Source organism: Mycobacterium sp. 236(2023), from assembly GCF_029623955.1.
Taxonomy (GTDB): Bacteria; Actinomycetota; Actinomycetes; order Mycobacteriales; family Mycobacteriaceae; genus Mycobacterium.
The window spans coordinates 218,138-243,028 of record NZ_JARSBP010000006.1 but is presented as its reverse complement, the minus strand read 5'-3'; the positions used below and the strand labels follow the sequence as shown (position 1 = coordinate 243,028).

The 24,891-nt window shown below is 67.7% G+C and carries 27 protein-coding genes; 17 read left to right on the top strand and 10 right to left on the bottom strand.

All coding sequences use genetic code 11. The features are described from left to right. Positions 1 to 3: 3 nt before the first annotated feature. The 4 genes from P9A17_RS24120 to P9A17_RS24105 are packed head-to-tail and all read left to right on the top strand — an operon-like array spanning position 4 to position 2,842. Positions 4 to 192, top strand: coding sequence for a hypothetical protein (locus tag P9A17_RS24120; protein ID WP_278041270.1), 189 nt, complete (start codon positions 4 to 6; stop codon positions 190 to 192). 7 nt (positions 193 to 199) lie between these two features. Continuing rightward, positions 200 to 1,423 (top strand): cupin domain-containing protein, encoded by a 1,224-nt coding sequence (locus tag P9A17_RS24115; protein ID WP_278041452.1) that lies wholly within the window; start codon positions 200 to 202, stop codon positions 1,421 to 1,423. After that, the gene (locus tag P9A17_RS24110; protein WP_278041269.1) at positions 1,420 to 2,304 is read left to right on the top strand and encodes a sucrase ferredoxin; all 885 of its coding nucleotides are present in this window, start codon (positions 1,420 to 1,422) and stop codon (positions 2,302 to 2,304) included. The genes P9A17_RS24115 and P9A17_RS24110 overlap by 4 nt, the downstream gene beginning before the upstream one ends. Before the next feature lie 13 nt (positions 2,305 to 2,317). Continuing rightward, positions 2,318 to 2,842 (top strand): hemerythrin domain-containing protein, encoded by a 525-nt coding sequence (locus tag P9A17_RS24105; RefSeq protein WP_278041268.1) that lies wholly within the window; start codon positions 2,318 to 2,320, stop codon positions 2,840 to 2,842. Positions 2,843 to 2,850: 8 nt separating this feature from the next. On the opposite strand, the gene P9A17_RS24100 is transcribed toward P9A17_RS24105, so the two are convergent. Beyond that, positions 2,851 to 3,066 (bottom strand): hypothetical protein, encoded by a 216-nt coding sequence (locus P9A17_RS24100; RefSeq protein ID WP_278041267.1) that lies wholly within the window; start codon positions 3,064 to 3,066, stop codon positions 2,851 to 2,853. A 365-nt stretch (positions 3,067 to 3,431) separates the two neighbouring features. Here P9A17_RS24100 and P9A17_RS24095 point away from each other — a divergent pair, with 365 nt between their 5' ends. After that, on the top strand, positions 3,432 to 3,797 hold the full coding sequence (locus P9A17_RS24095) for a hypothetical protein (RefSeq protein ID WP_278041266.1): 366 nt from the start codon (positions 3,432 to 3,434) through the stop codon (positions 3,795 to 3,797). A gap of 73 nt (positions 3,798 to 3,870) precedes the next feature. Here the strand turns inward: P9A17_RS24095 and P9A17_RS24090 are convergent, their stop codons facing one another. The 4 genes from P9A17_RS24090 to P9A17_RS24075 are packed head-to-tail and all read right to left on the bottom strand — an operon-like array spanning position 3,871 to position 9,435. Continuing rightward, the gene (locus tag P9A17_RS24090; RefSeq protein ID WP_278041265.1) at positions 3,871 to 5,121 is read right to left on the bottom strand and encodes an FAD-dependent oxidoreductase; all 1,251 of its coding nucleotides are present in this window, start codon (positions 5,119 to 5,121) and stop codon (positions 3,871 to 3,873) included. Beyond that, on the bottom strand, positions 5,118 to 6,500 hold the full coding sequence (locus P9A17_RS24085) for an FAD-dependent oxidoreductase (RefSeq protein ID WP_278041264.1): 1,383 nt from the start codon (positions 6,498 to 6,500) through the stop codon (positions 5,118 to 5,120). The genes P9A17_RS24090 and P9A17_RS24085 overlap by 4 nt, the downstream gene beginning before the upstream one ends. Continuing rightward, on the bottom strand, positions 6,497 to 7,930 hold the full coding sequence (locus P9A17_RS24080) for an FGGY family carbohydrate kinase (RefSeq protein ID WP_278041451.1): 1,434 nt from the start codon (positions 7,928 to 7,930) through the stop codon (positions 6,497 to 6,499). The genes P9A17_RS24085 and P9A17_RS24080 overlap by 4 nt, the downstream gene beginning before the upstream one ends. 11 nt (positions 7,931 to 7,941) lie before the next feature. Beyond that, positions 7,942 to 9,435 carry an amino acid permease gene (locus P9A17_RS24075; RefSeq protein WP_278041263.1) on the bottom strand — a complete coding sequence of 498 codons (1,494 nt, stop codon included), beginning with the start codon at positions 9,433 to 9,435 and terminating at the stop codon, positions 7,942 to 7,944. A 144-nt stretch (positions 9,436 to 9,579) separates the two neighbouring features. Between P9A17_RS24075 and P9A17_RS24070 the strand changes: the two genes are divergently transcribed. From P9A17_RS24070 to P9A17_RS24045, 6 genes are all read left to right on the top strand, one after another. Further along, positions 9,580 to 10,308, top strand: coding sequence for a GntR family transcriptional regulator (locus P9A17_RS24070; protein ID WP_278041262.1), 729 nt, complete (start codon positions 9,580 to 9,582; stop codon positions 10,306 to 10,308). A 65-nt stretch (positions 10,309 to 10,373) separates the two neighbouring features. Continuing rightward, the gene (gene nadD / locus P9A17_RS24065; protein ID WP_278041261.1) at positions 10,374 to 11,012 is read left to right on the top strand and encodes a nicotinate-nucleotide adenylyltransferase; all 639 of its coding nucleotides are present in this window, start codon (positions 10,374 to 10,376) and stop codon (positions 11,010 to 11,012) included. Further along, positions 11,009 to 11,395: a ribosome silencing factor gene (gene rsfS / locus P9A17_RS24060; RefSeq protein ID WP_278041450.1), complete on the top strand. Its 387-nt coding sequence runs from the start codon at positions 11,009 to 11,011 to the stop codon at positions 11,393 to 11,395. The genes nadD and rsfS overlap by 4 nt, the downstream gene beginning before the upstream one ends. Beyond that, positions 11,392 to 12,069: a glucosyl-3-phosphoglycerate phosphatase gene (gpgP, locus tag P9A17_RS24055; RefSeq protein WP_278041260.1), complete on the top strand. Its 678-nt coding sequence runs from the start codon at positions 11,392 to 11,394 to the stop codon at positions 12,067 to 12,069. Before rsfS ends, gpgP begins: the two co-directional genes overlap by 4 nt. Further along, positions 12,059 to 12,805: a diglucosylglycerate octanoyltransferase gene (gene octT / locus P9A17_RS24050; RefSeq protein ID WP_278041259.1), complete on the top strand. Its 747-nt coding sequence runs from the start codon at positions 12,059 to 12,061 to the stop codon at positions 12,803 to 12,805. The genes gpgP and octT overlap by 11 nt, the downstream gene beginning before the upstream one ends. Positions 12,806 to 12,814: 9 nt before the next feature. Beyond that, a complete protein-coding gene (locus tag P9A17_RS24045; RefSeq protein ID WP_278041258.1) occupies positions 12,815 to 13,651 on the top strand; it encodes a DegV family protein in 837 nt (278 codons plus the stop codon). 13 nt (positions 13,652 to 13,664) lie between these two features. Here the strand turns inward: P9A17_RS24045 and P9A17_RS24040 are convergent, their stop codons facing one another. Further along, complete coding sequence (locus P9A17_RS24040) at positions 13,665 to 14,720, bottom strand: dihydrodipicolinate reductase (protein ID WP_278041257.1); 1,056 nt, start codon at positions 14,718 to 14,720, stop codon at positions 13,665 to 13,667. A gap of 80 nt (positions 14,721 to 14,800) precedes the next feature. On the opposite strand from P9A17_RS24040, the gene P9A17_RS24035 reads away from it, so the two are divergent. Then, positions 14,801 to 15,607: an SDR family NAD(P)-dependent oxidoreductase gene (locus tag P9A17_RS24035; protein ID WP_278041256.1), complete on the top strand. Its 807-nt coding sequence runs from the start codon at positions 14,801 to 14,803 to the stop codon at positions 15,605 to 15,607. A 3-nt stretch (positions 15,608 to 15,610) separates the two neighbouring features. Here the strand turns inward: P9A17_RS24035 and P9A17_RS24030 are convergent, their stop codons facing one another. From P9A17_RS24030 to P9A17_RS24020, 3 genes are read right to left on the bottom strand one after another with little or no spacing between them, the layout of a single operon-like run. Next, positions 15,611 to 16,603, bottom strand: coding sequence for an acyl-CoA dehydrogenase family protein (locus tag P9A17_RS24030; RefSeq protein WP_278041255.1), 993 nt, complete (start codon positions 16,601 to 16,603; stop codon positions 15,611 to 15,613). Next, positions 16,600 to 17,739, bottom strand: a complete 1,140-nt coding sequence (locus P9A17_RS24025; RefSeq protein WP_278041254.1) for an acyl-CoA dehydrogenase family protein — start codon at positions 17,737 to 17,739, stop codon at positions 16,600 to 16,602. The genes P9A17_RS24030 and P9A17_RS24025 overlap by 4 nt, the downstream gene beginning before the upstream one ends. Continuing rightward, positions 17,739 to 18,410: a hypothetical protein gene (locus P9A17_RS24020; RefSeq protein WP_278041253.1), complete on the bottom strand. Its 672-nt coding sequence runs from the start codon at positions 18,408 to 18,410 to the stop codon at positions 17,739 to 17,741. The genes P9A17_RS24025 and P9A17_RS24020 overlap by 1 nt, the downstream gene beginning before the upstream one ends. 112 nt (positions 18,411 to 18,522) lie before the next feature. On the opposite strand from P9A17_RS24020, the gene P9A17_RS24015 reads away from it, so the two are divergent. Genes P9A17_RS24015 through holA form a run of 3 tightly spaced genes read left to right on the top strand, consistent with a single transcriptional unit; the run spans position 18,523 to position 21,758 of the window. Then, entirely contained in the window at positions 18,523 to 19,335 is an 813-nt protein-coding gene (locus P9A17_RS24015) for a ComEA family DNA-binding protein (RefSeq protein WP_278041252.1), read from the top strand. A gap of 3 nt (positions 19,336 to 19,338) precedes the next feature. Further along, complete coding sequence (locus tag P9A17_RS24010; protein WP_278041251.1) at positions 19,339 to 20,802, top strand: ComEC/Rec2 family competence protein; 1,464 nt, start codon at positions 19,339 to 19,341, stop codon at positions 20,800 to 20,802. A 5-nt stretch (positions 20,803 to 20,807) separates the two neighbouring features. Next, the gene (gene holA / locus P9A17_RS24005; RefSeq protein ID WP_278041449.1) at positions 20,808 to 21,758 is read left to right on the top strand and encodes a DNA polymerase III subunit delta; all 951 of its coding nucleotides are present in this window, start codon (positions 20,808 to 20,810) and stop codon (positions 21,756 to 21,758) included. Between the two features lie 48 nt (positions 21,759 to 21,806). Here the strand turns inward: holA and rpsT are convergent, their stop codons facing one another. After that, complete coding sequence (rpsT, locus tag P9A17_RS24000) at positions 21,807 to 22,067, bottom strand: 30S ribosomal protein S20 (protein ID WP_278041250.1); 261 nt, start codon at positions 22,065 to 22,067, stop codon at positions 21,807 to 21,809. A 197-nt stretch (positions 22,068 to 22,264) separates the two neighbouring features. Between rpsT and P9A17_RS23995 the strand changes: the two genes are divergently transcribed. Both P9A17_RS23995 and P9A17_RS23990 read left to right on the top strand, forming a co-directional pair. Continuing rightward, a complete protein-coding gene (locus P9A17_RS23995; RefSeq protein WP_278041249.1) occupies positions 22,265 to 23,902 on the top strand; it encodes a circularly permuted type 2 ATP-grasp protein in 1,638 nt (545 codons plus the stop codon). Between the two features lie 14 nt (positions 23,903 to 23,916). Then, the gene (locus tag P9A17_RS23990) at positions 23,917 to 24,891 is read left to right on the top strand and encodes an alpha-E domain-containing protein (protein ID WP_278041248.1); all 975 of its coding nucleotides are present in this window, start codon (positions 23,917 to 23,919) and stop codon (positions 24,889 to 24,891) included.

The window sequence follows — 24,891 nt, the reverse complement described above, 5'->3', positions numbered from 1 at the left end:
ATCATGGCACTCGACGATGACGACATGACGACCGCAGGCGGCGGCGGGGAAGGTACTGCCGACGGTGGCTCGAATCCGGAAGGCCACGACGGCGGAGCAGACGGAACTGCGAGCGGCGAGTCCGGCGAAGGAACGGCAGACGGCGGCTCGAACCCCGAGGGACACGACGGCGGTGCCGACGGAACCGCCTGAGGCCAGAATGCTCGGCCGCTGTGTGGCGAGTGATCCCGGTGCGTTCGCCACCGAATACTGGGGCCGCAAACCTCTCCTCAGTCGCCACACCGCGCTGCCCCGCGACTTCAGCGATCTCCTCTCATCATCTGCTGTTGACGAGTTGATCGCTGAGCGCGGGGTGCGCGCGCCGTTCATCCGGATGGCCAAGACGGGGAACGTCCTGGCCCGCAGCTGCTACACCGGACCTGCGGGGTTCGGCGCCGAGATGCCCGATCAGGTCGACTCGGCCAAGGTGCTGTCTGAATTCGCCGCCGGTGCGTCGATCGTCCTCCAGGGGCTGCACCGATTGTGGCCGCCCGTGATCGACTTCGTTCGGGGCCTGACCGACGAGTTGGGTCATCCCGTCCAGGCGAACGCCTACATCACTCCGCCGGATGCCCAGGGTTTCGAGGCCCACTACGACGTTCACGACGTGTTCGTCCTGCAGGTCGCCGGCGAGAAGCGATGGACGGTGCACCAACCCGTCTACCATCACCCGCTGGCGTCCCAGCCGTGGACCGACCATCGCGACGCCATCGCCGCGCGGATCGACGACGACCCGGTCATCGACACCGTCCTGACCCCAGGCGACGCGTTGTATCTGCCGCGCGGCTGGGTGCATTCCGCTCGATCACTGGACACCACATCCATTCACCTGACCATCGGGGTTTCGGCGGTGACGTACCTCGACGTGGTACGCACGGTCGTCGACACACTCGCCGCGGACGAAGACTTCAGGAAATCGCTGCCCATGGGCATCGACGCCACCGATCGCGGTGAGATGGCTTCGACGGCAAGCAAAGTGATGGCGCAACTGGCTGACGTCGTGCGGGATCGGACCGCCGACCTCAGCGACAAGGCGGCCGCGCACTTGTCGGATCGTCACGTCGATCGGACCCGGCCCGTCGGGGTGCGGCCCCTGGCCACACTGGACGCCATCGAAGCCGCGGGCGCGCTGCGGGTCCAATGGCGTCACGGGCTGGTCGGAACGGTGGAGCATCTCGGTGGTCAGGTCCGCCTGAGGCTGCCGGATCGGACCATCACGTTCCCCGACTCGTGCGCCGCCGCGGTCGCGGAGTTGCAGCGCGGAGTCGTCGCTGACGCGCAAACACTGCCTGGCCTCGACCATGCCGACTCGACCGTGCTCATCCGCCGCCTGTTACGCGAAGCCGTGGTGGTTGCGGTTGAGGGCGGGACGGCACAGGGGTGAACCCCAAACCCGCGCCGTGCAGCGACCAGTCGCTGACGCGCAACGACCCCATCTACGGCACAGCCGGCGCAGGACGGTCGTGGGCGATGCTCGAATTGTCCGGTGGTTGGGGGCAGTCGGCATTCCTGGATTCTCCCTCGCTCATCGACCGCGAACTCGGACGCAGTATTTGCCGCCGCATCGAAAAGGAGGGCCTGCGGGTCACCGCGATACGCCGTCCGGGACGCAGGCCCGAGACGCCACGCTGGCGCTGGTTCATCGCGCACTGCGAGGAGGGCAGCGAGGCACTCTTCAGCGGAGAGGTCGACGACGCCCGCGGGTACCTGGACCTGGCCCTGGACGGCTCGGACGGCGAGCGGGTCGACGGCCCGCTGGTCGCGGTGTGCGCGCACGGCAAGCACGACCAGTGTTGCGCCGTGCGCGGACGGAGCGCGGCATCGGCCATCGCCGCCGAATACCCCGAATTTACCTGGGAATGTTCGCATTTGGGCGGTGACCGGTTTGCCGCGACGATGCTGATTCTTCCTGAAGGGCTCTGCTATGGGCGGGTGGACTCGACCGACTCCGCCGGTCTGGTCGCCAAATACCTGGAGGGCCGGCTGGACCACAGATTTCTTCGCGGCCGCACCTGCCTACCCCACCCGGTGCAGGCCGCGCAGTATTTCGCCCGCGAATCCCTGGGTGAAGACCGCATCGACGCGCTGTCGCCGCTGACGGTCGACCACTCAGAGCATCAGATCCGCGTCGAGCTGCGCACGGATTCGGGCTCCGTGAATGTCCTTCTCGCGGAAAAGATGTCGGAGCCGCTGCTGTCTATGTGTCGCGCTACGGTTCCGGGTGCGGTACGCACATTCGAACTGGTGTCACTCTCGTCGGATTGAGGAGGCTGTTCCCATGGCAGACATCATCGATTTGGTATACGCCGACCACGACTGGATTCGGCGGCAATTCTTCCGGCTGGATGACGCGAAGTCCGACGCCGAGCTCGCCGCGATCTGGGAGGCCCTCGGCGACCGCTTGGATGTCCACGCCGAAGCCGAGGAGGCCGTTTTCTACCCAGCGCTGCTCAAGCATGGCGGCAGCGAGGACCGCGGCAATCCCGAAGGGGACCCGGAAGACGAAACCGAGGATGCCATCACCGACCACAACGCGATCCGCGACGCGATTCGTCGCTCACGCCAACACAAACCGGGCACCGCGGAGTGGTTCGACGCCGTATTCGAGGCGCGTAAGCAGAACGGCGAGCACCTCGACGAGGAAGAGCGCGAGGCGATGCCGGACTTCATCAAGAGTGCTTCTCTGGAGCTGCGCCACGATTTGGCGATGCAGTGGCTACGGTTCTATGCCGACCGCGCGACGACCATCAACGTCGACAACCGGGACAAGGACGCGGACGACTACATCGCTGAGAACTCGTGAGAGGTTGATCAGCCGTCGTCGTCCATCGCGGCGCGCAGGAACGGCAGTATCCAACCCGAAAGAGGCCACACTGCCGCAAGCGCGAACGCGCACGCCCCGCCGACGATTCCGGCGATCGCGCGGTGCTTGCGACGACTTTCGTCTGTGAATGCGCCGCTCCGCAGCAAGAGGAACGTGGTTACCAACCAGCCCGTCAGGTAGAGAGCACCGAGTGCGTATCTCATATGTCACCGTTGTACCCCTCTGCGGGGACTGAGGTCGACGCGCGTGGATGTGCCGGCCTCGAAGTACTTGACGTCGATCCTGGGAATTTCCTGTCAGCAAACCTGTTAATTGCCTGTGCGAAACTTTGCTTGCAGGTAGTTGCCAGGAAGTGTGAAGCCATTTGACAAGTTGTCACTCAGCGGCATATCCGTCGAAATCAGCAGTGAGACAACTTATTTCAAAACGCGTAAGTAATGTGCGCCTGCGTTCTTCGGCAATCTGTGAATTGCCTGTTCAGCACGCGCTTATCGGCTCACGCTGCTAATCTAGCAATGCCTGAAAAACCGAATAGGACTCGTGTGTCCTTCTGATCAAGGGGAGAAGCATGGCCAAGCACGCCAAAGCGCCCGCTCGTAGTGCCAAGACGCTGGGTGCCGTGGGTCTGGGCTCGTTCGTCGTGGCGGCAGCCTTCTCCGGACTGAGTGCCGGCACCGCCGGTGCCGACGTCGAGGAGATCGCCCCCGGCCCGCAGGTGACCAGCCGTCAGGCCTCCGAGAACGCGGTGATCCGTATCAACGACTTCGGTGTGGCCCGCGGCATCTCCGAGGCCCGCCTCGGCGACGCGGGCGAGGTGTCTGCCACCGGCAGCAGCTCGACCGAAGTTCGCGACAACACCAAGGCGGTCGTCGGTACTACGGCGTCGGCCTTCGAGGGTGAGTACCCGACGGGCCCGCCCATCGGGGATTGGTGATCGATCGGCGGTAACGCCCTGTTCAACCCACTTCGCAGCCTGCGAGGTGGGTTGAATTGTGTTCAGGAGCAGGTCAGGCCAGCGACAGCGTGATCGCGCCGCCCTTCGGGTCGGCATCGGCGATCAACGACCACGGCGCGCGGTAGATCCGCCCGGGCGCGGCCGGCCAGGCGGTGCGCTTGGTGGCGATCACCTTGCCGTCCTGAACAGCCCTCAGCTTGGGGAAGCGGTGGTACTCGTCGGCCCACAACAGCAGATCGCCGCGGGCGGGAATCTCACCTTTGGCTGAGATCACCTGCGGAGCGACCCACCGGAACGGTGGTTCGACTCGGATCGACGCGCCCGCCGACCCCGGCAGTGATTCGTCGCCGCCGTGCAACCACGCCCGCACTGCCGAGGCCACATGCCGGCCGTCGAGGGCCGCGCCGTCGGCGGTGTCGACCGGATGGAGCAAGTTTCCGACCGCAAACACCCCGGGGCGGCTCGTCCTCAACGCGGTGTCGACGACGGGTCCGCGTGTGGCGGGATCCATCTGCAGCCCCGCCGTGCGCGCCAGCTCGTGGTCGGGGATCCACTCACCGGTGAAGACGACGGTGTCGCAGGAGATGTCGTGGCGTCGCCCCGAACCGATCTCCTCGACGGTGACGGACCGTACGCGGTCCTTTCCGTAGATCCCGACGAGGCGGCTGCCCGTCAGCACCGGACCGTCGAGCAGCACCCGTCCCGCCGCGCGGAAGGCCCCGTAGGCTTCGGCCTTCGGATAGGCACTGACCATCGCCGCGGTGGCGCAGCCGGATTCACGAAGGGTCAGCGCCGCCGACCAGCTGACCAGTTCGGCGCCGACGATCACCGCACGCGTGCCGACCTTCGCATGATGCAGGTGCACGAGGTTCTGCAGCTGGCCGGTCGTGTACACGCCGTCGGGCCGGTCACCGGGAATCAGGCGGGCAGGTCGGGGCCGTTCCCGGGCGCCGGTGGCGAGGATCACGGCGTCGGCGGTGACGGTTCGGACCCCGCGCGGCGAGGTGACCTGCATCGAGCGCTCTGCGGACCAGCCCGTCACCATCGCCTCGGTCTCGAGGGTGGCGCCGGCGTCGATCGCGGATGCCGTGAGCCGCCGGGCGTATGCCGGCCCGGAGAGGAAGCGGTGCAGGTCCCGCATCCCGTAGCCGGGGTGGTCGCTGTGGCGGGGGATTCCGCCGGTCTGGGCTTCGCGCTCCAGTACGAGCACTTCACCGTCGACATGTGGTGCCAGCGCGGTGGCCGCGGTCAGCCCCGACGGCCCGCCACCGATGATGGCCACTGCGACGTGGTTCGCGGTCATTTCCCGCCGCCCGATGTCCCGGCCTGCAGCAGGTCCTGCGTGTGTGCGCCGCAGTAGAAACCCTGGCACCGGCCGTTCATCACACGGGTGCGACGACGAAGCCCGTCGAGGTCGGCGGGCGGGATGGGGGAGTCGAACGCGTCGCGGATCTCGCCCGCGCTGACCCGCTCGCAGAAGCACACGATGCGGCCGTACTCCGGATCTGCCGCAACACGGTCACCGTCCTGATAGGGGCGAAGCCCCGCCTCTCCGAGGTTGGGCATGCTCGGTGGCGGCGGGAGGTCGTCGCGTTCGGTCACGTCGACGCCCGCGGCGGCGAGCAGGCCGGTCACGTGTTCGGCGATCGCCATGCCCGATGTCAGTCCGGTGGAGCGGATTCCGCCGACGAGGACGTATCGCTGGTCGGGGTCGAGGTCGATGAGGTAGTCGTCGCGCTCGGTCGAGGCACGCAGTCCCGCGTAGGTGGCGGTGATCTCCTCGTCGAACAGCGCGGGCATCAGCGCGCGGCCCTTCGACACCAGGAATTCGAAGCCGTCCTCGGATGTGCCTGTCGCCGTGCGATCGTCGAGGTTCTCTGATGTCGGGCCGACCATGACATTGCCGTAGATCGTCGGGCTGACCAGAACACCCTTTCCGCGCGACGATGGCACGGCCAGCACGATCAGCGGCGCCATGGGCCCGGCGAGTTTGTCGAACACCAGAAGCTCGCCGCGGCGGGGAATCACAGTGAAGCGGCGATAACCGAACTCGGTGTCGAGGTGGTCGGCGCCCAGCCCCGCGGCGTTGACGATCCAGCGTCCGCGCACCTCGCCCGCGGTGGTGTGCAGCGTTGTGACATCGGAGCCTGGGAGCACCTGCGTCACGCGGGCCCCGCGCAGCAATCGGGCGCCCCGTGCGACCGCATCGGTGGCCAGTGCGAGGTTCGTCGTCCAGGTGCAGATGATCGATTCCCCCGGCACCGTCAGGCCGGCCAACGCTCCGGGCCCTAGGTCGGGCACGCGGCGATACACCTCGTCGGACGCGACGATGTCGCACGCGTGGTAACCGTTGGCCTCGGCTTTGGCCTTGAGCTTCGGCAGGGTGCTGACCTCTTCGTCGGTCCACGCGACGAGCATGGCGCCGGTGGGTTCGACGGGGATGCCGGTCTGCTCGGCGTATTCTCCGAGCAGTTCGTAGCCGCGCGCCACCAGCCGGGACTCCAGGGTGCCCGGGGTCGCGTCAAAGCCGGTGTGCAGCAACGCGGTATTGGCCTTGCTCGTGCCGTCGCCGACATCGTTGCGGGCTTCGACGAGTGTGACCGACAGTCCGGTGCCCGCCAGAGCGCGCGCGATCGCGCATCCGACGATTCCGGCGCCGACGACGACCACGTCGGATATCACGGCGAAACCTTCCGGCTGAGAGCATCTTTGGCGGCGCGATTCCACCTGTCGAGGAACTCGGTGGCGCGATCGGCCGACCACTGCGGCTCGTAGGTGTGTTGCGGGAACCACGTTGCGACCGCGTCGGAGACGTCCGTTCCGGGTTCCATCGCCAGCCGCGCGCAGGCCGCGGCGCCCAGCGCGGTGGCGTGAAGCGACGGGTACACGTCGACGGGCATCCGCGCGAGATCGGCCTGGGCCTGCATGAGTGCGGCCGACTGGGTCAGGCCGCCGTCCACCCGCAGGCGTGTCAGCGGCTTGCCCAGGTCGGTGGCGACCAGATCGGTCAGCGCGGTCACCTGGGCGGCGATCCCTTCGACGAGCGCGCGGACCAGGTTGCCGCGGCCGCTGGACAGGGTCATCCCGGTGAATGACGCGGTCGCGGCAGAATCCCACCACGGCGCGGCTAGGCCGGCGAGGGCGGGGATGCACAGCACGCCGTCACTGGAATGTGCTGCGGCGGAGTCAATCTCATCAGCTGCCGAGATCAGACCCAGATCGACGGCCCACCGCACGGCCGACGCGGCGGTATAGACCTGGCCGTCGATGCAGTACGAGCTCTCGTCACGTAACCGCCACGCGACCGACGTCGTCAGACCCGAGGTCGACCGCACCGCGTCGGATCCCACCTGCGCCAGCAGGAATGCGCCGGTGCCGTAGGTGCATTTCGCCGAGCCGGCCTCCAGGCAGCTCTCGGCGAGCAACGCCGCCTGCTGGTCGACGATCAACCCTGCGACGGGCAGGGTGGGGCCGAAAAGATCTGTGGTGCCGATGATCTCGTCGCTTCCGACGATCTCGGGCAGTGCCTCGCCGTCAAGGCCGAACAGGTTCAGCAGCCCGCCGTCCCACGCCACGTCGTCCAGGGAGATCAGCAGGGACCTGCTGGCGGTCGACGCGTCGGTGACGAACGCTCCGCACAAGCGGTGCACCAACCAGGTGTCGGTGGTGGTCACCACGCCGTCGCGGGTCAGGTTGGCGCGGATCCACGCCATCTTCGGTGCCGAGAAGTACGGGTCGAGCACCAGTCCCGTGCGCCCTGCGACATTCTCGGCGTGCTCGGACAGTGCGGCACACAGTGATTCGGCACGGCGGTCCTGCCACACGATCGCCGGGGTGAGGGGATTCCCGGTGCTCCGGTCCCATGCCAGGACCGTCTCGCCCTGGTTGGCCAGCGCGACCGCGGCGACGGGAACGCCCGCCTGTTCCAGCGCGCGCCGTCCCGCGGTCACCACGGAGGCGAACAGTGCTTCGGGGTCCTGCTCGACGCCGCCCCCGGCCAGGTATTCGGGGCGCAGAGCGACCTCGGCTGTCGCGGCGACCCGCCCTGCGGGGTCGACGACGACGGCTTTGGTCCCCGAGGTCCCTTGGTCGATGGCCAGGATGTGGTGCATCGGTTGTCCCGTCACTCCCTGAGTTCGGCGTCGATCGAGTGCATGTCCGGCATCGACAGGCCCTGCTTGCCGCGCCGGATGAGCAGGTACGCCAGATACGCCGCCCCGATGGCGACCATCACGATGACGTACAGCCACGCCTCCTTGAACGCGGCATCGCGGAAGAGGGCCAACTCGAAGGCGAGCCACACGATGGACACGACCAGGATCGGGATCTCCCAGGCTCCGAGATCGAACTTGGCTGGGCCATTTTGCGTTGTGGCGAGTCCTTTGCGCTTGACCAAGTACAACACCACGGTCGAGGCGTACATCACGGCAGGCAGCAGAGTCGCCGCGCCGAACAGCGTGAACAGGGCCGTCTCGGAGTGCGCGAACACCGCGAGAATCAATTGGGCCAGGCCGAAGTACAGCAGTGCCGCCTTGAGCGGAGTGTGGAACTTCGGCGAGATCTGGTTCCACTGCTGCCACCCCGGGAAGCGCTGATCTCGCGACATGGCCCATGTCAGCCGCACACCCGTGATCATGATGACCAGCCCGCACGCGAAGATCGCGAGCACCACCATCAGCAGGAGCAGGGTCGCGACTGCGGAGCCGAGCGTCTTGTCGATGACGTCGGCGATCGGTGTACCGGACTCGGCGAGCGCGACGGGATCGCCCGCGGCGAGGGTGACGGCGATGATGAATACGAAGCCGAGGACGCCTGAGGCGAGGACGGCCTGCCACATCGCGCGCGGGACCACGCGCTCTGGGTCGTGGGTCTCCTCGGCGAGGTTGGCCGCCGATTCGAAGCCGACGATCGTGAACGCGCCGAGCAGGAAGCCGAGCATCCACGGGCCCGCCGAGGTGAGGTCGCCGAAGCTCCAATACCCCTCGGCGGGGATTGCGCCGGTGCTGAACAGGTTCGAGACATCCATGTCGCCGCGGATCGCGGCGACCACGAGCAGCAGCACCGTCAGCGTGGCCATGCCGATGAGCTCGAGGGTGACCAGGCTGTTGTTGACCCGCTCAGCCCACGGTGTCGACAGCGCAACGAGCAGGACCTGGGCGGTGAGGACGGCCGCGGTCATGATCCACGCGATGGTCGCGGTGCTCTCGTAGTTGAGGAGCACGGGAAGGATCGTCGAGGCGATCGTGTAGTCGACGGCGACGACGACGATGGCCAGGAACGTGAACGAGATCCAGCCGATGATCCAGCCCAGGATCGGATTGGCCAGCCGGGACATCCATTGGTAGTGGTAGCCGGTCACCGGGATCCGGGAGGCGAGCGCGCCGAGGACGAACGCGACGGCGAGCTGGCCGATGACGGCGATGGGCCACGTCCAGATGCCGGCGGGCCCGGAGCTGTTGAGCACCGCGCCGTAGGTGGTGAAGATTCCCGTCGCGATCGAGACGAAGGCGAACGCGACCGCGAACGACGCGAATTTCCCGGTCCGCCTCTCGAGCGACTGCGTGTAGCCGAACTGGGCGAGGTCCGCGGAATCGTTCCGCGACGACGTATCGGACATGTCAACTCTCCGTCTCGCTGATGGTATAGACCATGTGGTTGAACCAAAGTATCGAGCAGAGGTGCTTTCCCGTCAACGAAATCACAAAGTGTTTACACAGCACATGTGGCGACCGAAGTTCACTTACGTCGCTACGCTGCAGGGATGCCCTCTGGCACGCCCCTCTACATGACGATCGCCGCCGACGTCCGCGACCGGATCGACACCGAACAGATGGGGCCCCACACGCTGCTGCCGTCCGAACGGGAGCTCGCCGAACTCCACGGCGTCAGCCGGATGACGGCCCGGCAGGCATTATCGCTACTGGAGAGCGAGGGCGTCGTCTACCGCAGGCCGCCGAGGGGCACCTTCGTCGCCGAACCCCGGGTTCGCTTCCACGTCGGGAGCTTCTCCGAAGAGGTAGCCCGCATGGGGCGTAAGCCGGCCGCCCAGCTGCTGTGGGCCGAGCATCGGGCCGCCACCCCCGCGGTGCGCCGCGCGCTCGGCCTCGACGACGGCGCATCGGTGCACGTGTTCCATCGGCTGCGCAGCGTCGACGACGTGCCATTCGCGCTGGAGACGACGTTCCTACCCGCCGAGCTGACTCCGGGCATTCTCGACGGCGCAGACAACGGGTCGCTGTGGGCTGTCCTGCGATCCCGCTACGGGATCGAGCTGGCGCGATCGACAGCTGTTCTCGAATCGATCGTGCTCGACGACGCGTCCAGCGTGCAATTGGGGGTGCGAGCCGGGTCGGCGGGCACCCTGCTCACCCGCAACACAGAGGACAGCGCCGGGCGGTGTGTCGAGTACGCGCGCGACATCTACCGAGCCGACCGCGCCTCCTTCGAGGTCTCCGAGGAACTCCAGGCGCATCGGTTGTCGTCGGTCTGAGTGATCGGTCTGAGTGATATCGGACGGTCCGTGCAGGCCGGCTCACTCCCGTAAGCTGGCTATTCGTGCAAACTCGACGGCGGTTGGGCGTGATGGGCGGGACGTTCGATCCCATCCACAACGGCCACCTTGTCGCAGCCAGTGAGGTCGCCGCCCTCTTCGACCTCGACGAGGTGGTGTTCGTCCCCACCGGCCAGCCGTGGCAGAAGCGGAGCCGTGCCGTCACCGCCGCCGAGGACCGCTACCTGATGACGGTCATCGCGACGGCGTCGAACCCCCAGTTCTCGGTCAGCCGGGTCGACATCGACCGGGGCGGGGCGACCTACACCAAGGACACGCTGCGCGACCTCCGGGCGCAGAATCCCGATGCGGACCTGTACTTCATCACCGGAGCTGATGCGCTGGCGTCGATCCTGTCGTGGCAGAACTGGGAGGAGATGTTCTCGATCGCCCGGTTCATCGGCGTCAGCAGGCCCGGGTACGAACTCGACGGCAAGCACATCTCGGCCGCGCGGGCCGAGCTGCCCGCTGACTCGCTGCACCTGGTCGAGGTGCCCGCGCTGGCCATCTCGTCGACCGACTGCCGCCAACGGGCCGAAGAGTCCCGACCGATCTGGTACCTGGTGCCCGACGGCGTCGTGCAGTACGTCGCCAAGAGGAACCTCTACAGCAAGCCCACCGCAGGTGAAGGAGACAGTCCCTGACCGCCACAGCCGAAGCCATCGACATGGCCACCGTCGCCGCACGCGCAGCGGCGGCCAAACTCGCCGAAGACATCGTCGTCATCGACGTGTCCGGCCAACTCGTCATCACCGACTGCTTTGTCATCGCCTCGGGAAACAACGACAGGCAGGTCAACGCCATCGTCGACGAGGTCGAAGACAAGATGCGGGCCGCGGGCTACAAGCCCGCCCGGCGCGAGGGCACTCGCGAGGGCCGCTGGACGCTGCTCGATTACGTCGACATCGTGGTGCACATCCAGCATCAGGACGAGCGCAATTTTTATGCGCTGGACCGGTTATGGCGTGACTGTCCGACGGTGCCGGTGGATCTCTCAGACGCTGACGATGCCGAGGGCGCAGAGTGACGATCCGGCGGCTGGTGATGTTGCGGCACGGGCAGACCGAGTACAACGCGGGAAGCCGGATGCAGGGCCAACTCGACACCGACCTCAGCGATCTGGGGCGCGAACAGGCGGTGGCCGCCGCCGAGGTGCTCGCCAAACGCCAACCCCTGCTGATCATCTCGTCGGATCTGCGTCGCGCCCTCGATACCGCCGTTGCGCTCGCGGACCGCTGCGGGCAGCCGGTCAGCATCGATACGCGCCTGCGCGAAACGCATCTCGGTGACTGGCAGGGTATGACGCACCTCGAGGTCGACGCTGTGGCGCCGGGTGCGAGGCTGGCGTGGCGCGACGATGCCCGGTGGGCTCCGCACGGTGGTGAAAGCCGCGTCGACGTCGCCGACCGCAGCTTGCCGCTGGTGCGGGAACTCGTTGCGCAGCAGAGCGAGTGGGGTTTCGTGGATACCGACCGGCCGGTGGTGCTCGTGGCGCACGGCGGCCTGATCGCCGCACTGACCGCGGCTCTACTGGGATTGCCCGTCGACAATTGGCCGGTGCTGGGTGGCATGGGCAACGCGAGCTGGGTGCAGTTGGCCGGGCACACCCGCGCCGACGGTGACGCAGCGTCGTTCGAGGACATCCGGTGGCGTTTGGACGTGTGGAACGCCTCGGCGCAGGTCGCCAACGATGTCCTCTGAGGCGGAGTCCGGCCGCAGAACCCTGCTGGTCTTCTGCGACTCGCTGACCTATTACGGACCGACCGGTGGTCTGCCGTCCGACGATCCCCGGATCTGGCCCAATCTCGTTGCCGGGCAACTCGGTTGGGATGTCGAATTGATCGGCCGGATCGGTTGGACGAGCCGCGACGTGTGGTGGGCGGCCACGCAGGATCCGCGGTCATGGGCGGCGCTGCCCAGGGCGGGCGCGGTGATCTTCGCGACATCGGGCATGGATTCGCTGCCCTCACCGCTGCCGACCGCGCTACGCGAACTGATCCGCTACGTCCGCCCACCGATGCTGCGGCGCTGGGCGCGCGACGGTTACGGCTGGTTGCAGCCGCGGCTCTCGCCGATCGCACGACCGGCGCTGCCGCCGCACCTCACCGCCGAATACCTCGAAATGACCAGGGCGGCCATCGACTTCAACCGTCCGGGGATCCCCGTCGTGGCATCGTTACCGTCGGTGCACATCGCCCCGACGTACGGGATGGCGCACCATGGCAGGGCACCGACTGTCGCGGCGATCACCAGGTGGGCCGGTGAGCACGACGTACCACTGGTCGACCTGAAGGCCGCCGTCGGCGAAGAAGTGATGAGCGGACGCGGGAACCCCGACGGCATCCACTGGAACTTCGAAGCGCACCAGGCCGTCGCCGACCTGATGATCAAGGGACTGGCCGAGGCGGGCGTGCAAGTGTCCGCCTCGGGCGGTTAGCGGCGGGCCATGGCGGTCGTGGTCGTCAGCGACTCGTCGTCGCGTCTGCAACCCGATGAACTCAAGCGCTGGGACATCCGCGAAGTGCCGCTGCATGTGCTGGTCGACGGGGTGGATTTGCGCGACGGGATCGACGAGATTCCCTTCGACATTCACGACCGTCCCAAGGTGACGACGGCGGGTGCCTCGCCCGCCGAACTCGTCGATGCCTACCGTCAGGCACTCGCCGACAGCGGTGGTGACGGCGTTGTCGCGGTTCACCTTTCGGCCGCGCTGTCGAGTACCTACAGCGCGGCAGCGACGGCGGCGCGCGAGTTCGGCGCGTCGGTGCGGGTCGTCAACTCACGGTCGGCGGCCATGGGAGTCGGATTCGTGTCACAGTCGGCCGCCGAATGTGCGCGCGCAGGCGGCGACATCGACGCGGTCGAGGCCGCGGCGCGTTCGGCGCTCACCAGATCGCACGTGTTCCTGGTCGTGCACCGCCTCGACAATCTGCGCCGCAGCGGCCGGATCCGCACCACGGCGTCGTGGCTCGGCACGGCATTGGCGCTGAAGCCGCTGCTGTGCCTCGACGTCGACGGCCGCCTGGTGCTCGACCAACGGATCCGCACGGTCGGCAAGGCGCACGCGGCGATGGTGGAGAGGGTGGCCGACGTGGTCGGCGAGCGTGCCGCCGACGTCGTCGTCCACCACGTCGACAATCACGACGCCGCCGATCAACTGGGCGCCGCACTGACACAACGACTTCCGCAGATCTCGTCGCTGACTGTCGCCGACATGGGGCCGGTGCTGTCGGTGCACGTCGGCGGCGGGGCGGTCGGGGTCGCGGTACGGGTCGCCGCCTGAGCGGCGGGGTCGTTCACACAGAAGACCGCCCAGTGATCGGCGGGAGGTCGGCGAGTGTCACGATTCCCGGCCGGGCGGCAACGACTGCGGGCACCGCGTTGGTCACCGGCAGCGCGGTGTAGATCATGCCGAGCCCCATGAATCCGGGTTCCGTCCAATCCTTCGGCGGCAGGCAATGGACGACGGTGCGCATGTTGGGCAGGCCGAACACCTGCACGACGTGTCCGTGCTCAAGCGGCTTGGGTGGGGTGACGTGCTCGCCCATGATCCAGTTGAACCCGACGCTGACGATGTTGTGGTCACCGACCCAGCCGCGGTGATAGCCCATGACACCGCCGACGGTGCCCTTCGGGATCTGCATGAACCCCAGGTCGGTGTCCCCGGTGGCCGTCGTGAACGTGACGTCGAATGTGATGCGGTCCAGTTTCGCTCCGATGGCGTCGGCCATCATCGCCGCGGACTCGGCGAATACCTCGCTCTCGCGTCGCACGCTCTCGGCCAGCCCGGGGGTGTCGGGGTCTTGGGAGAAGCCCATCGCGGTCTGGGTGCCCGCGGACTCGTAGGTCGAGCAGTCCACCGACTCGGTGATGCGGATCTCGTCGACGCGCTCACACGAACCGGACAGCGCCATGCCGACAAGGTTGCTCATCCCGGGATGGGCGCCGCTGCCGAATATCGTGGAATTGCCGGTCTCACAGGCCTTCCTGATGCGAGCGAGATCCTCCGGCGTCTGCTTGCCGCCGGTGATCCATGCCGCACTCGAGCAGACGTTGATTCCCGATTCGAGCAGCCGGACCAGTTCGTCGATGCTCGGCCACAGCGGGTTGTAGCAGCAGGCGTCCGGCTTCAACGCAACCAGCTCTTCGATGTCGTTGGTGGCCTTGACCCCGGTCGGCTCCGGCCAGCCCGCGAGTTCGGCGGCGTCCACCCCGACCTTGTCGGCTCCGTGCGCGAAGACGCCCACCAACTCCATGTCGTCACGGCCGATGATCGCGTGCAGCGACCGTCGTCCGATGTTGCCGGTGGTCCACTGGATGACGCGCAGCGGTCGGTCGGTGGTCGTGCTCATGGCAGAGAGCCCTCCTCGTCGAGTGTGAACAACACCGAGTGTTTGTTCACACTGCAAGCTACTGCCTCTAAGGTGACCGCATGAGTGACATGGCGCCGGTGGCTGTCGTGACCGGGGCCAGCAGGGGAGCGGGGCAGGGTATCGCCACCGCGTTGGCGGCCCGGGGATGGCGCGTCTACGGCACGGGACGGACCATGCCCGACGCGCCGGAATGGGGCGTCGGCGTCAAGGTCGACCACCACGACGACGACGCCGTCGGGCAGCTGTTCGAGCGCGTCGCCGCCGAAGCGGGCGGCCTGGACCTGCTCGTCAACAATGCTGCGGTCATCTCCGACGCACTGGTGAGCCCGGGGCCGTTCTGGGAGAAGCCCCGCAGCCTGGCCGACGTTCTCGACGTGGGTCTGCGGTCTTCCTATATCGCGTCCTGGCACGCCGCCCCGCTGTTGACGGCTCGGGACCGCGGGCTGATCGTCTTCACATCGTCGCCGGGCTCGGTCTGCTACATGCACGGGCCTGCGTACGGCGCGCAGAAGGCCGGCGTCGACAAGATGGCCGCCGACATGGCGGTCGACTTCCGTGGCACCGGTGTCGCCGCGGTGTCTCTGTGGATGGGAATCCTGCTCACCGACAAGCTCACATCCGCCTTCGAGGGGAACCCGGACGCTCTGGCTTCCTTCTCCGAACAGGCCGAGACCCCCGAATTCATCGGGCACGTCATCGACGCGCTCTACCGGGATCCGAATCTCGCCGACGTGAGCGGTCAGACGTTGATCGCCGCCGAACTGGCGGCGCAATACGGCATCACCGACGAGGGCGGGCGGACACCGCCCTCGCACCGGGGCATGTTGGGGGAGCCCCGCATTCCCAGTTCCGTCGTCGTCCGCTGAGCGCTAAGGGCAGATCAGCGACCACAGTCCGTGGGGCCCCGCCTGTACGGCCATGTCGGTCAGCACCGCATCCCAGTGACGCACCGATCCGTACTCCGAACGCCAGGCCAGCGCAGCCCTGGTGAACTCGTGGAGGCGGTGCTCACTGGTCGTCCCGATGGCGCCGTGAATCTGATGGGCGTTGCGCACCACGACCGTCGCCGCGTGGCCAGCACACGAACGCGCCGCGGCCACGAGGAACTCCAGGTTGGGGGCCGACCAGTCGGTCGACACCGCCGTCGTCAGCGCGGTCTCGGTCGCCGAACGTGCGAGTGCCGCCTCGGCTGCGATATCGGCGATCTGATGCTGCACGGCCTGGAACTTGGCCAGCGGCCGACCGAACTGATGACGTGACGTCGCATGCTCGATCGTCATCTCCAGCGCCCGGTCGAGGGCCGCACACACCTGAATCGACCGCACCAGCGTGGACTTCAGCCGCAGCACCGTGATCGTCGCCGCATCCACCTCGACACCGGTCAGCATGTCGAGATCGGCGGTGACGCCGTCGCGGGCCTCACCGATCATGTTGGTGCCGGCGGTGATCGCCACCTCGTCGGTGGAGACGTCGGCGATGGAGTAGGCATCGCCGGTCGACCACACCAGGACGACCCGGTCCACATGTGAGGCCCATGGCACCGAGGCCGCCGCACCGTTTTCATCGAGCACGCACACCGTCCGCACCGATGCATCACAGTCGATGCCCACCGACTCCAGAACCCAGCAGGCCAGCAAGTCGTGCTCTGCCAACGGGATTCGCGTGCCGTGGCGCACCGCCGCCGACAACAGTTCGGCGGCTTCGTTCCAGCCCGCACCGCTGCCGCCGGACTCCTCATCACCGGTGAGCCGGATCAGCCCGAGCCCGTCGAGTCGGTTCCACAGGTCGGCGTCGCGCCCGTGTTCGGCGAAGACGCCGTCCATCATCTCCGCCAGCGCCGGGTCGATTCCCGGGGTCGTCATCGGATCCCCAGGCCGCGCGCGATGACGCCGCGTAGCACTTCGTTGGTGCCACCGCGCAGTGTGAAGCCGGGGCGCTGATCGACGGCGAAGGTGGTCATGGCCGAGAACTCTTGTCCCGCAGCATCGTCGGCCGCGAGATGGGCGAACTCGGCGATGTCACCCTCGGTCGTGGTACCGAGGACCTTGACGACGGCGGCGGGCACGTCGGCGGGCTCGTGACGCTCCAGCGCCCCGGCCACAGCGGTCGACATCTGGTGCAGGCCCGCCACTCGCGCCACCAGCCGACCGAGGTCCTCGCTACGCGGAACCGATTGTGCCGCCATGCTTTCCGCAAAGGCATCGAGTAGCACGAATGTCGACAGGAAGCGTTCGGGTCCGCTGCGTTCGAAGCTCAGCTCCGAGGTCACCTGCTGCCAGCCCTCGCCGATGGTGCCGAACACCATCTCATCCGGGACGAAGGCGCCGTCGAGGATCACCTCGTTGAAGTGGTGAGCGCCGTTCATCGACACGATCGGACGGATGTCCACGCCGGGGCCGCGCAGGTTCACGATGAACTGACTGAGTCCGGCGTGCCGGTGGGCGGGGTCCACCGGTGCGGTGCGAACCAGCGCGATGAAGGCGTGCGAGAGGTGGGCGCCCGACGTCCAGACCTTGGTGCCGGTCAGACTCCAGCCGCCTTCGACGCGTTCGGCTTTGGTGCGCACGCTGGCGAGGTCGGATCCCGAATCCGGTTCACTCATCCCGATTCCGAAGAAACACTCACCGCGTGCGATCTTCGGAAGGAATTCCTGCTTCTGGAATTCGGTGCCGTACTTCAACAGTGACGGCACGATCTGCCGGTCGGCGATCCAGTGCGCGGCCACCGGCGCACCCGCGGCGAGCAACTCCTCGGTGACGACGAACCTTTCGAGAAACGAGCGACCGTGCCCGCCGTAGGCGGCCGGCACCGTCATCCCCAGCCAGCCGCGTTCGGCGAGCGCGGCGCTGAAATCCTCGTCCCATCCGCTCAGCCATGCGTCGGGTGACGGGGTGAATTTCCCGGCGGCGAGTTGGTCGGCGAGGAACCGGCGCACCTCAGCGCGCAGATCATCGGCGTCCACAGTGGCCGACGGGGGAACCAGTCGTGGTAGGGCCATCAGTCTCCCGGGTGTTCGTCGGCGGTCGACAGTTGTTCGGTAGGGGTCTCGTCCGGGGGAGGTTGCGGCGCTTGGCCGCTCGCGCCGGCAGGCAGCGTCAACGCAACTCCGAGAACGAGGAAGAACGCGGCGGTCAGTGTTCCGCCGAGGTAGTGGTTCATCGGTCCGCCGGGGGAGATGAAGCTGCCGGGTGGCCCGATGACGGTGATGGTCTCGATCAGCTGTTCCACCGTGAAGACAGCGGCGGCGGTGCCGAGCCACCGCGGCAGACGACCTTCGTTTGCGGTCAACAGAATCGGGATGGCCACCAGGATGTTGGCGATCGTGGACACCGGCAGCCACAGCGCGCCGATGTCGTCGATTGCCAGGGCCGTTCCGACGGTCACCTGACCGGGCCGCAGCGCCGGCCCGGCGATGAACCACACCGAGATGCACAGCTGGGCGACGAGCACCGACGAACCGATGGTGAACAGATGGGCGGGCGGTCCGGTCAGCCGGTCCCGCGCGAAGGCGAGCACCACGACGATGGCGAGCGCCGAGAAGGCCAGCAGCAGTGCCTGCATGCGGACGAGCCCGGGGTCGGGGTCGCGGACCGCGGAGAGCCCCAGGACCGCAGTCGAGTAGAGCACCGCGAACGCGACTCCTGCGATCAACGGGGCTCGGCGGTTCATATCGAAGAGCAATGGTAGCCGTCCTATCCCCAATGCCGAGTTCATCCACAGGCGGCGCCACTCGACCGTCTACGGGGTCTGTGCCGTCACCGCGCACGCATACCGTCGGCGCATGTCCACCGAATTGCCTGCCGACCGGTTACGACGGCGCCTCGGCGGCGACGATGCCGACCCGCTGGACGATCCGGATGATCCGCCCGACACATCGCTGTCGCGGTGGCTCCCGGCGCAGTCGCCGTCGGGTGTCTCGGCGTGGCTGTCGAAAATCCGTGCCGATCCCGGGCGGGCGGGCGTCATCGCGCTCGGTGTCATCGGAGTCGTCGCCGTGCTGGTGACGGTGCTGACCCTGATGCGGGACGGCCCTCCCGCGGTCGTCGCCGCCAAACTTCCGCCGGTCGAGATGGTCTCGTCGGCGGCGCCGGCTTCGGGCGGGCCGCAGGCAGTCCCGGCGCAACCCGTGGTGGTCAGCGTCGTCGGTCTGGTCCAGACGCCGGGTCTGGTCACCCTCGAACCCGGCGCCAGGATCGCCGATGCACTCGATGCCGCGGGCGGCGCGCTCGACGGCGCCGACGTGCTGGGTCTGAACATGGCGCGACGTGTCGCCGATGGTGAGCAGATCGTGGTCGGTATCGGTGCTTCGCCGGGTCAGCCCACCGAGATGGGCAGCTCGGTCGTGACCGAACCCGGACCATCGGGAGCTGATCAACCTGGCGAGAATGCAACGGAGCCAACGGCATTGATAGACCTGAACGGAGCCACCGCCGAGCAGCTCGACACACTGCCGGGCGTCGGTCCGGTGACGGCGGCGGCGATCATCGCGTGGCGCGACGCCAACGGTCGGTTCGACAGCGTGGATCAGCTCGGCGACGTCGACGGTATCGGGCCTGCGCGTCTGGACAAGCTGCGCGACCTCGTCCGGGTATGACCGGTGGACCTGCGACTCGTCCCGGCAGCACTGACGAGCTGGGCGGTGACGGCGGCCGGGATCGTCTGGTGGCAGGCGGGGGCGGTCGCCGCGGTGGCGGCAGCGGTGACGACGACAGCCGTCACGGGCTGGTGGGGCGCGCGCCGCCGCCCGGGAGGCCTCGACCGCAAGGTCCTCGCGACGGGAGTGTTGGCCGTGTTGATAATCGGGGCCGGTTTCGCCGTGGCCGTGCTGCTGCGTGTCCAGGCGGTGCGCGACCACGCGATCACCCAGTACGTCGGAGGCATCACCTCGGTGACGGTCACCGCTTCTGAGACACCGCGGGTCCTCGACGGCGGGCGTACGTTGATCCGCGGGAGGCTCGTGGTGCTCGATGGCACCGAATCGTCGGGCGACGTCGTGGTCTTCGCCTCGGGTGCCGATTACGCAACGCTCACGGCCGGCCAGCCGGCCGCGTTTCGCGCACAGGTGGGCCGCCCGACACGGCACGACCTCAGCGTCGCGGTGCTGTCGGCGCAGGGTGAGCCGGTACCGGGTGAGGCGGCCCCGATCCACCGGGCCGCCCATCACCTGCGGACTCGTTTCGCCGACTCCGCACGCCTGGCGTTGCCCCCGGGCGAGGCCGCCATGCTTCCCGCGCTCGTTCTCGGCGACACCTCGGCGGTGGCGTCGCGGACGACGGCCGAGTTTCGCAGCGCGGGTCTATCGCATCTGACAGCGGTATCCGGCGCGAACGTGACGATCGTGTGCGGGGCGGTGCTGCTGTCGGCGGTGCTGATCGGGCCACGCGCGGCGGTCGGGCTTGCGGCGGTCACGTTGGTCGCGTTCGTCGTCATCGTGCAGCCCTCACCGAGCGTGTTGAGGGCCGCGGTCATGGGATCGATCACGTTGCTCGCTGTGCTGTCGCACCGGCGGCGACAGGCACTACCTGCGCTGTCGGCGACCGTGATCGCGTTGATGATCGGCGCACCCGAGTTGGCCGTCGATGTCGGATTCGCGCTGTCGGTGTCGGCCACCGCGGCGCTGATCGTGCTGGCCCCTGCCTGGTCGCGGCGTCTCACCGGCCGGGGGTGGCCCAAACCGCTCGCAGATGCGGTGAGCGTGGCGGTCGCCGCGCAACTCGTCACCGCGCCTCTGGTCGCGGCCATCTCCGGATCGGTGAGCCTGGTGGCCGTCCTCGCGAATCTCGTCGTGGCGCCGGTGATCCCGCCGATCACCGTCATCGGGACCGCTGCGGCCGCGCTGTGTGCGCTGTGGCCCGCGGGTGCCGAACTCCTGATCCGCTTCACCGGCCCGGAGGTGTGGTGGCTGCTCACGGTGGCCCATTGGGCGGCGCGGATGGCGGCTGCGTCGGTAACCGTGCCGTCGGGCCCGGCGGGCGTGACGGTGGTCGTGTTGACGGTGCTGGCGGCGGGGGCGGTGTGGCATTGGGCGGTGTCGGCGCGACGTGACACCATCGTGCGGTGAGTCAAGTGAGCGGCCTGCACCTGATCCTGGGCGATGAGGAGCTGCTGGTCGAGCGCGCCGTCGCCGAGGTCCTGGCGAGCGCCCGGAAATCGGCGGGGACAAATGACGTACCGGTCGATCGCATGCGGGCCGGTGAGGTCAGTGTCAGCGAGCTCGCCGAACTGCTCAGCCCGTCGCTGTTCGCCGACGAGCGGGTGCTGGTCCTGGAGTCCGCCGCAGAAGCCGGCAAGGACGCGGTGGCGCTCATCCAGAACGCCGCCGCGGACCTGCCGGAGGGGACGATGCTGGTCGTCGTCCACTCGGGCGGCGGGCGCGCGAAGTCACTCGCCGACCACCTCAAGAAGCTCGGCGCCGACGTCCATCCCTGCCCGAAGGTGACCAAGGCCGCCGAGCGCGCCGACTTCGTCCGTAAGGAGTTCCGCGCGCTGCGGGTGAAGGTCGACGACGCGACGGTGACCGCGGTGCTCGACGCGGTGGGGTCGGACCTTCGCGAGCTCGCCTCCGCCTGCTCGCAGCTGGTCGCCGATACCGGCGGGACGGTCGATGCGGTCGCGGTGCGTCGCTACCACTCGGGCCGGGCCGAGGTGAAGGGCTTCGACATCGCCGACAAGGCCGTCCTCGGCGATGTCGCGGGGGCCGCCGAAGCGCTGCGGTGGGCGATGATGTCCGGCGAACCGCACGTCGTGCTCGCGGACGCGCTGGCTGAGGCCGTGCACACGATCGCGCGGGTGGCCCCACTGTCCGGGGATCCGTACCGGCTGGCCGGTGAACTCGGTATGCCGCCCTGGCGCGTGCAGAAGGCGCAGAAACAGGCACGGCGATGGTCCCGCGATTCGGTGGCCGAGGCGGTTCGGGTGGTGGCCGCGCTGAATGCCGATGTCAAGGGTGCGGCCGCGGATGCGGACTATGCCCTCGAGAAAGCAGTGCGCTCAGTCGCCGAGTTGGTCAGCGAGTAAGCAGACCAGCTATCGGCAACTGAGCGCGGAAAGCTGAAGCTGAGGGCCTCAGATCTTGTTGAGGGCCCTGGCCAGCGCCGACTTGCGGTTGGCGGCCTGGTTCTTGTGGATGACGCCCTTGCTGGCGGCCTTGTCGAGCTTGCGGCTGGTCGCGACCAGCAGTTCGCCGGCCTTGTCCTTGTCGCCGGACTCGACGGCCTCCCGGAAGCCGCGCACCGCCGTGTGCAGCGACGACTTCACCGACTTGTTGCGCACCCTGCGGCGCTCGTTGGTGAGGATGCGCTTCTGCTGCGACTTGATGTTGGCCACGCGTGTATTCCTTCTAAAGCTCGACTGGGTTACTTGAGTCTGTGGGCGCCCGCACGGGGGCAGCGACTGTTCAGGGTAGCAGCGAGTGGGTAAAAGGCCCAAAGCGAGCGTCACCGGCCTGCCGAAATGGTCGGAATGCTGCAGAGTGGCATCCACATGCTCGCGCAACGTGCGCCCGGGAAAGAGTAGGGGACATCTTGGCGACCGAAACGGTGCGAACCGCACGAAACGGCACGAGAACCGCGAAGCGCCATGACGGCATCTTCGGTGGCTACAACAAGCTCGGGTCGTACTCCCGGGCCTTCGACGAGATGTTCGACGCCGAGGGCACCGTCCGGGGTCCGTACAAGGGCATCCACAAGGAACTCGCACCGTCGGATGTGTCCGAACTCGAAGCCCGCACCGAAGCGCTCGGGCGCGCGTTCATCGACCAGGGCATCACGTTCTCGCTGTCGGGGCAGGAGCGGCCGTTCCCCCTCGACCTCGTGCCGAGGGTCATCTCGGCGGCGGAGTGGACGCGGCTGGAACGCGGCATCAAGCAGCGCGTCAAGGCGCTCGAGATGTACCTCGACGACATTTACGGCGAGCAGGAGATCCTGCGCGACGGTGTGATCCCGCGGCGGCTGATCACCTCGTGCGAGCACTTCCACCGCGAGGCCGTCGGCATCGCGCCGCCCAACGGCGTGCGCATCCATGTGGCCGGCATCGACCTGATCCGCGATGCGCAGGGCACCTGGCGGGTGCTCGAAGACAACCTTCGATCGCCGTCGGGCGTCTCCTACGTGATGGAGAACCGTCGCACGATGGCGCGCGTCTTCCCCAACCTGTTTGCGACCCACCGGGTGCGCGCGGTGGGCGACTACTCGTCGCATCTGCTGCGCGCCCTGCGCAACGCGGCCGCCAACAATGTCGCCGATCCGACGGTCGTGGTACTCACCCCCGGCGTCTACAACTCGGCGTACTTCGAGCACTCGCTGCTCGCTCGGCAGATGGGTGTCGAACTCGTCGAGGGCCGCGACCTGTTCTGCCGCGACAACGCCGTGTACATGCGCACGACCGAAGGCGAGCGTCAGGTCGATGTGATCTATCGCCGCATCGACGACGACTTCCTCGATCCGATGCAGTTCAAGCCGGACTCCGTGCTGGGCATCGCCGGAATTCTCAACGCCGCCCGCGCCGGCAACGTCGTGATCTCCAGTGCCGTCGGCAACGGCGTCGGAGACGACAAGCTGGTCTACACCTATGTACCGACGATCATCGAGTACTACCTCGGCGAGAAGCCGCTGCTGGCCAACGTCGACACGTTCCGCTGCTGGCTCGACGAGGAACGCGAGGAGGTGCTCGATCGGGTCGACGAGCTGGTGATCAAGCCGGTCGAGGGATCGGGCGGCTACGGCATCGTGTTCGGTCCCGACGCGTCGGAGAAGGAACTGGCCACGATCGCCAAGAAGATCATCGCCGACCCGCGCGGCTGGATCGCCCAGCCTGTGATGCAGCTGTCGACGGTTCCGACGCAGATCGGCGACAAGCTGGCGCCCCGCCACGTCGACCTGCGTCCGTTCGCGGTCAACGACGGAGACGACGTGTGGGTGCTGCCCGGCGGCCTGACCCGGGTCGCGCTGCCGGAGGGTTCACTGGTCGTGAACTCCAGCCAGGGCGGCGGGTCCAAGGACACCTGGGTGCTGGCCTCGCGGACGTCGGCCGCCGATCGTGAGCTCGGCGCGGCGGAGGTGGTGCGCTCGTTGCCGCGGGCTGCAGGCAAGAACGGCAGCAAGTACGGCAAGGTCGACACCACCTCAGACCAGCAGCAGCAACAACAGCAGAACCAGCAGTAGGGGGGCGCTGAACCATGTTGGCACGCAACGCTGAATCGTTGTATTGGATCGGCCGCTATGTGGAGCGCGCCGATGACACAGCCAGGATTCTGGACGTCACCGTGCACCAGCTGCTCGAAGACTCCAGCGTCGATCCCGACCTGGCTTCGCGCACGCTGCTGAAGGTCCTCGGGATCGAGTCTCCCGACGAGCGTCTCGACGTGTGGTCGCTGACCGACATCGTGGCGTTCAGCCGCGAGACGTACGGCGCCTGCTCGATCGTCGAGGCGATCTCGGCGGCACGCGAAAATGCGCGTGGTGCACGAGAAGTCACGTCGACCGAGATCTGGGAGTGTCTGAACACCACCTACAACGCCCTGGCGGAGCGGGAACGCGCCGCCAAGCGGCTGGGTCCGCACGAGTTCCTGTCCTACGTCGAGGGCAGGGCGGCGATGTTCGCCGGGCTGGCCGACTCCACGCTCAGCCGCGACGACGGCTACCGGTTCATGGTGCTGGGCCGGGCGCTGGAACGGGTCGACATGACGGTGCGACTGCTGCTGTCGCGGGTCGGGGACAGCGCGTCTTCGCCGGCGTGGGTCACGCTGCTGCGGTCGGCCGGCGCGCACGACACGTACCTGCGGACCTATCGCGGAGTGCTCGACGCCGGCCGGGTTGTCGAGTTCATGTTGCTGGACCGGCTTTTCCCCCGGTCCATCTTCTACTCGTTGCGGCTGGCCGAGCACAGCCTCGACGAGTTGATGAATCGTCCGCACGACCGACTCGGTTCTACGGCGGAGGCGCGGCGCTTGCTGGGACGGGCACGTAGCGAGCTCGAGTTCCTCCAGCCCGGGGTGCTCCTGGACTCGTTGGAGAGCCGGCTGGCGGGTCTGCAGCAGACGTGCTTCGACGTCGGAGAGGCGTTGTCGCTGCAGTACTTCCACTCTGCGCCGTGGGTCGCGTGGACAGATGCGGGACGTGACGCACTGGTCATCGAAGAGGGAGAGATCTAG

What these genes read in the sequence shown, in the direction of transcription:
- P9A17_RS24120 (WP_278041270.1), top strand. Translation starts at nt 4, where the DNA reads ATGGCACTCGACGATGACGACATGACGACCGCAGGCGGCGGCGGGGAA.
- P9A17_RS24115 (WP_278041452.1), top strand. Translation starts at nt 200, where the DNA reads ATGCTCGGCCGCTGTGTGGCGAGTGATCCCGGTGCGTTCGCCACCGAA.
- P9A17_RS24105 (WP_278041268.1), top strand. Translation starts at nt 2,318, where the DNA reads ATGGCAGACATCATCGATTTGGTATACGCCGACCACGACTGGATTCGG.
- P9A17_RS24100 (WP_278041267.1), bottom strand. Translation starts at nt 3,066, where the DNA reads ATGAGATACGCACTCGGTGCTCTCTACCTGACGGGCTGGTTGGTAACC.
- P9A17_RS24095 (WP_278041266.1), top strand. Translation starts at nt 3,432, where the DNA reads ATGGCCAAGCACGCCAAAGCGCCCGCTCGTAGTGCCAAGACGCTGGGT.
- P9A17_RS24090 (WP_278041265.1), bottom strand. Translation starts at nt 5,121, where the DNA reads ATGACCGCGAACCACGTCGCAGTGGCCATCATCGGTGGCGGGCCGTCG.
- P9A17_RS24080 (WP_278041451.1), bottom strand. Translation starts at nt 7,930, where the DNA reads ATGCACCACATCCTGGCCATCGACCAAGGGACCTCGGGGACCAAAGCC.
- P9A17_RS24075 (WP_278041263.1), bottom strand. Translation starts at nt 9,435, where the DNA reads ATGTCCGATACGTCGTCGCGGAACGATTCCGCGGACCTCGCCCAGTTC.
- P9A17_RS24070 (WP_278041262.1), top strand. Translation starts at nt 9,580, where the DNA reads ATGCCCTCTGGCACGCCCCTCTACATGACGATCGCCGCCGACGTCCGC.
- octT (WP_278041259.1), top strand. Translation starts at nt 12,059, where the DNA reads ATGTCCTCTGAGGCGGAGTCCGGCCGCAGAACCCTGCTGGTCTTCTGC.
- P9A17_RS24045 (WP_278041258.1), top strand. Translation starts at nt 12,815, where the DNA reads ATGGCGGTCGTGGTCGTCAGCGACTCGTCGTCGCGTCTGCAACCCGAT.
- P9A17_RS24040 (WP_278041257.1), bottom strand. Translation starts at nt 14,720, where the DNA reads ATGAGCACGACCACCGACCGACCGCTGCGCGTCATCCAGTGGACCACC.
- P9A17_RS24035 (WP_278041256.1), top strand. Translation starts at nt 14,801, where the DNA reads ATGAGTGACATGGCGCCGGTGGCTGTCGTGACCGGGGCCAGCAGGGGA.
- P9A17_RS24030 (WP_278041255.1), bottom strand. Translation starts at nt 16,603, where the DNA reads ATGACGACCCCGGGAATCGACCCGGCGCTGGCGGAGATGATGGACGGC.
- P9A17_RS24025 (WP_278041254.1), bottom strand. Translation starts at nt 17,739, where the DNA reads ATGGCCCTACCACGACTGGTTCCCCCGTCGGCCACTGTGGACGCCGAT.
- P9A17_RS24020 (WP_278041253.1), bottom strand. Translation starts at nt 18,410, where the DNA reads ATGAACCGCCGAGCCCCGTTGATCGCAGGAGTCGCGTTCGCGGTGCTC.
- P9A17_RS24015 (WP_278041252.1), top strand. Translation starts at nt 18,523, where the DNA reads ATGTCCACCGAATTGCCTGCCGACCGGTTACGACGGCGCCTCGGCGGC.
- P9A17_RS23990 (WP_278041248.1), top strand. Translation starts at nt 23,917, where the DNA reads ATGTTGGCACGCAACGCTGAATCGTTGTATTGGATCGGCCGCTATGTG.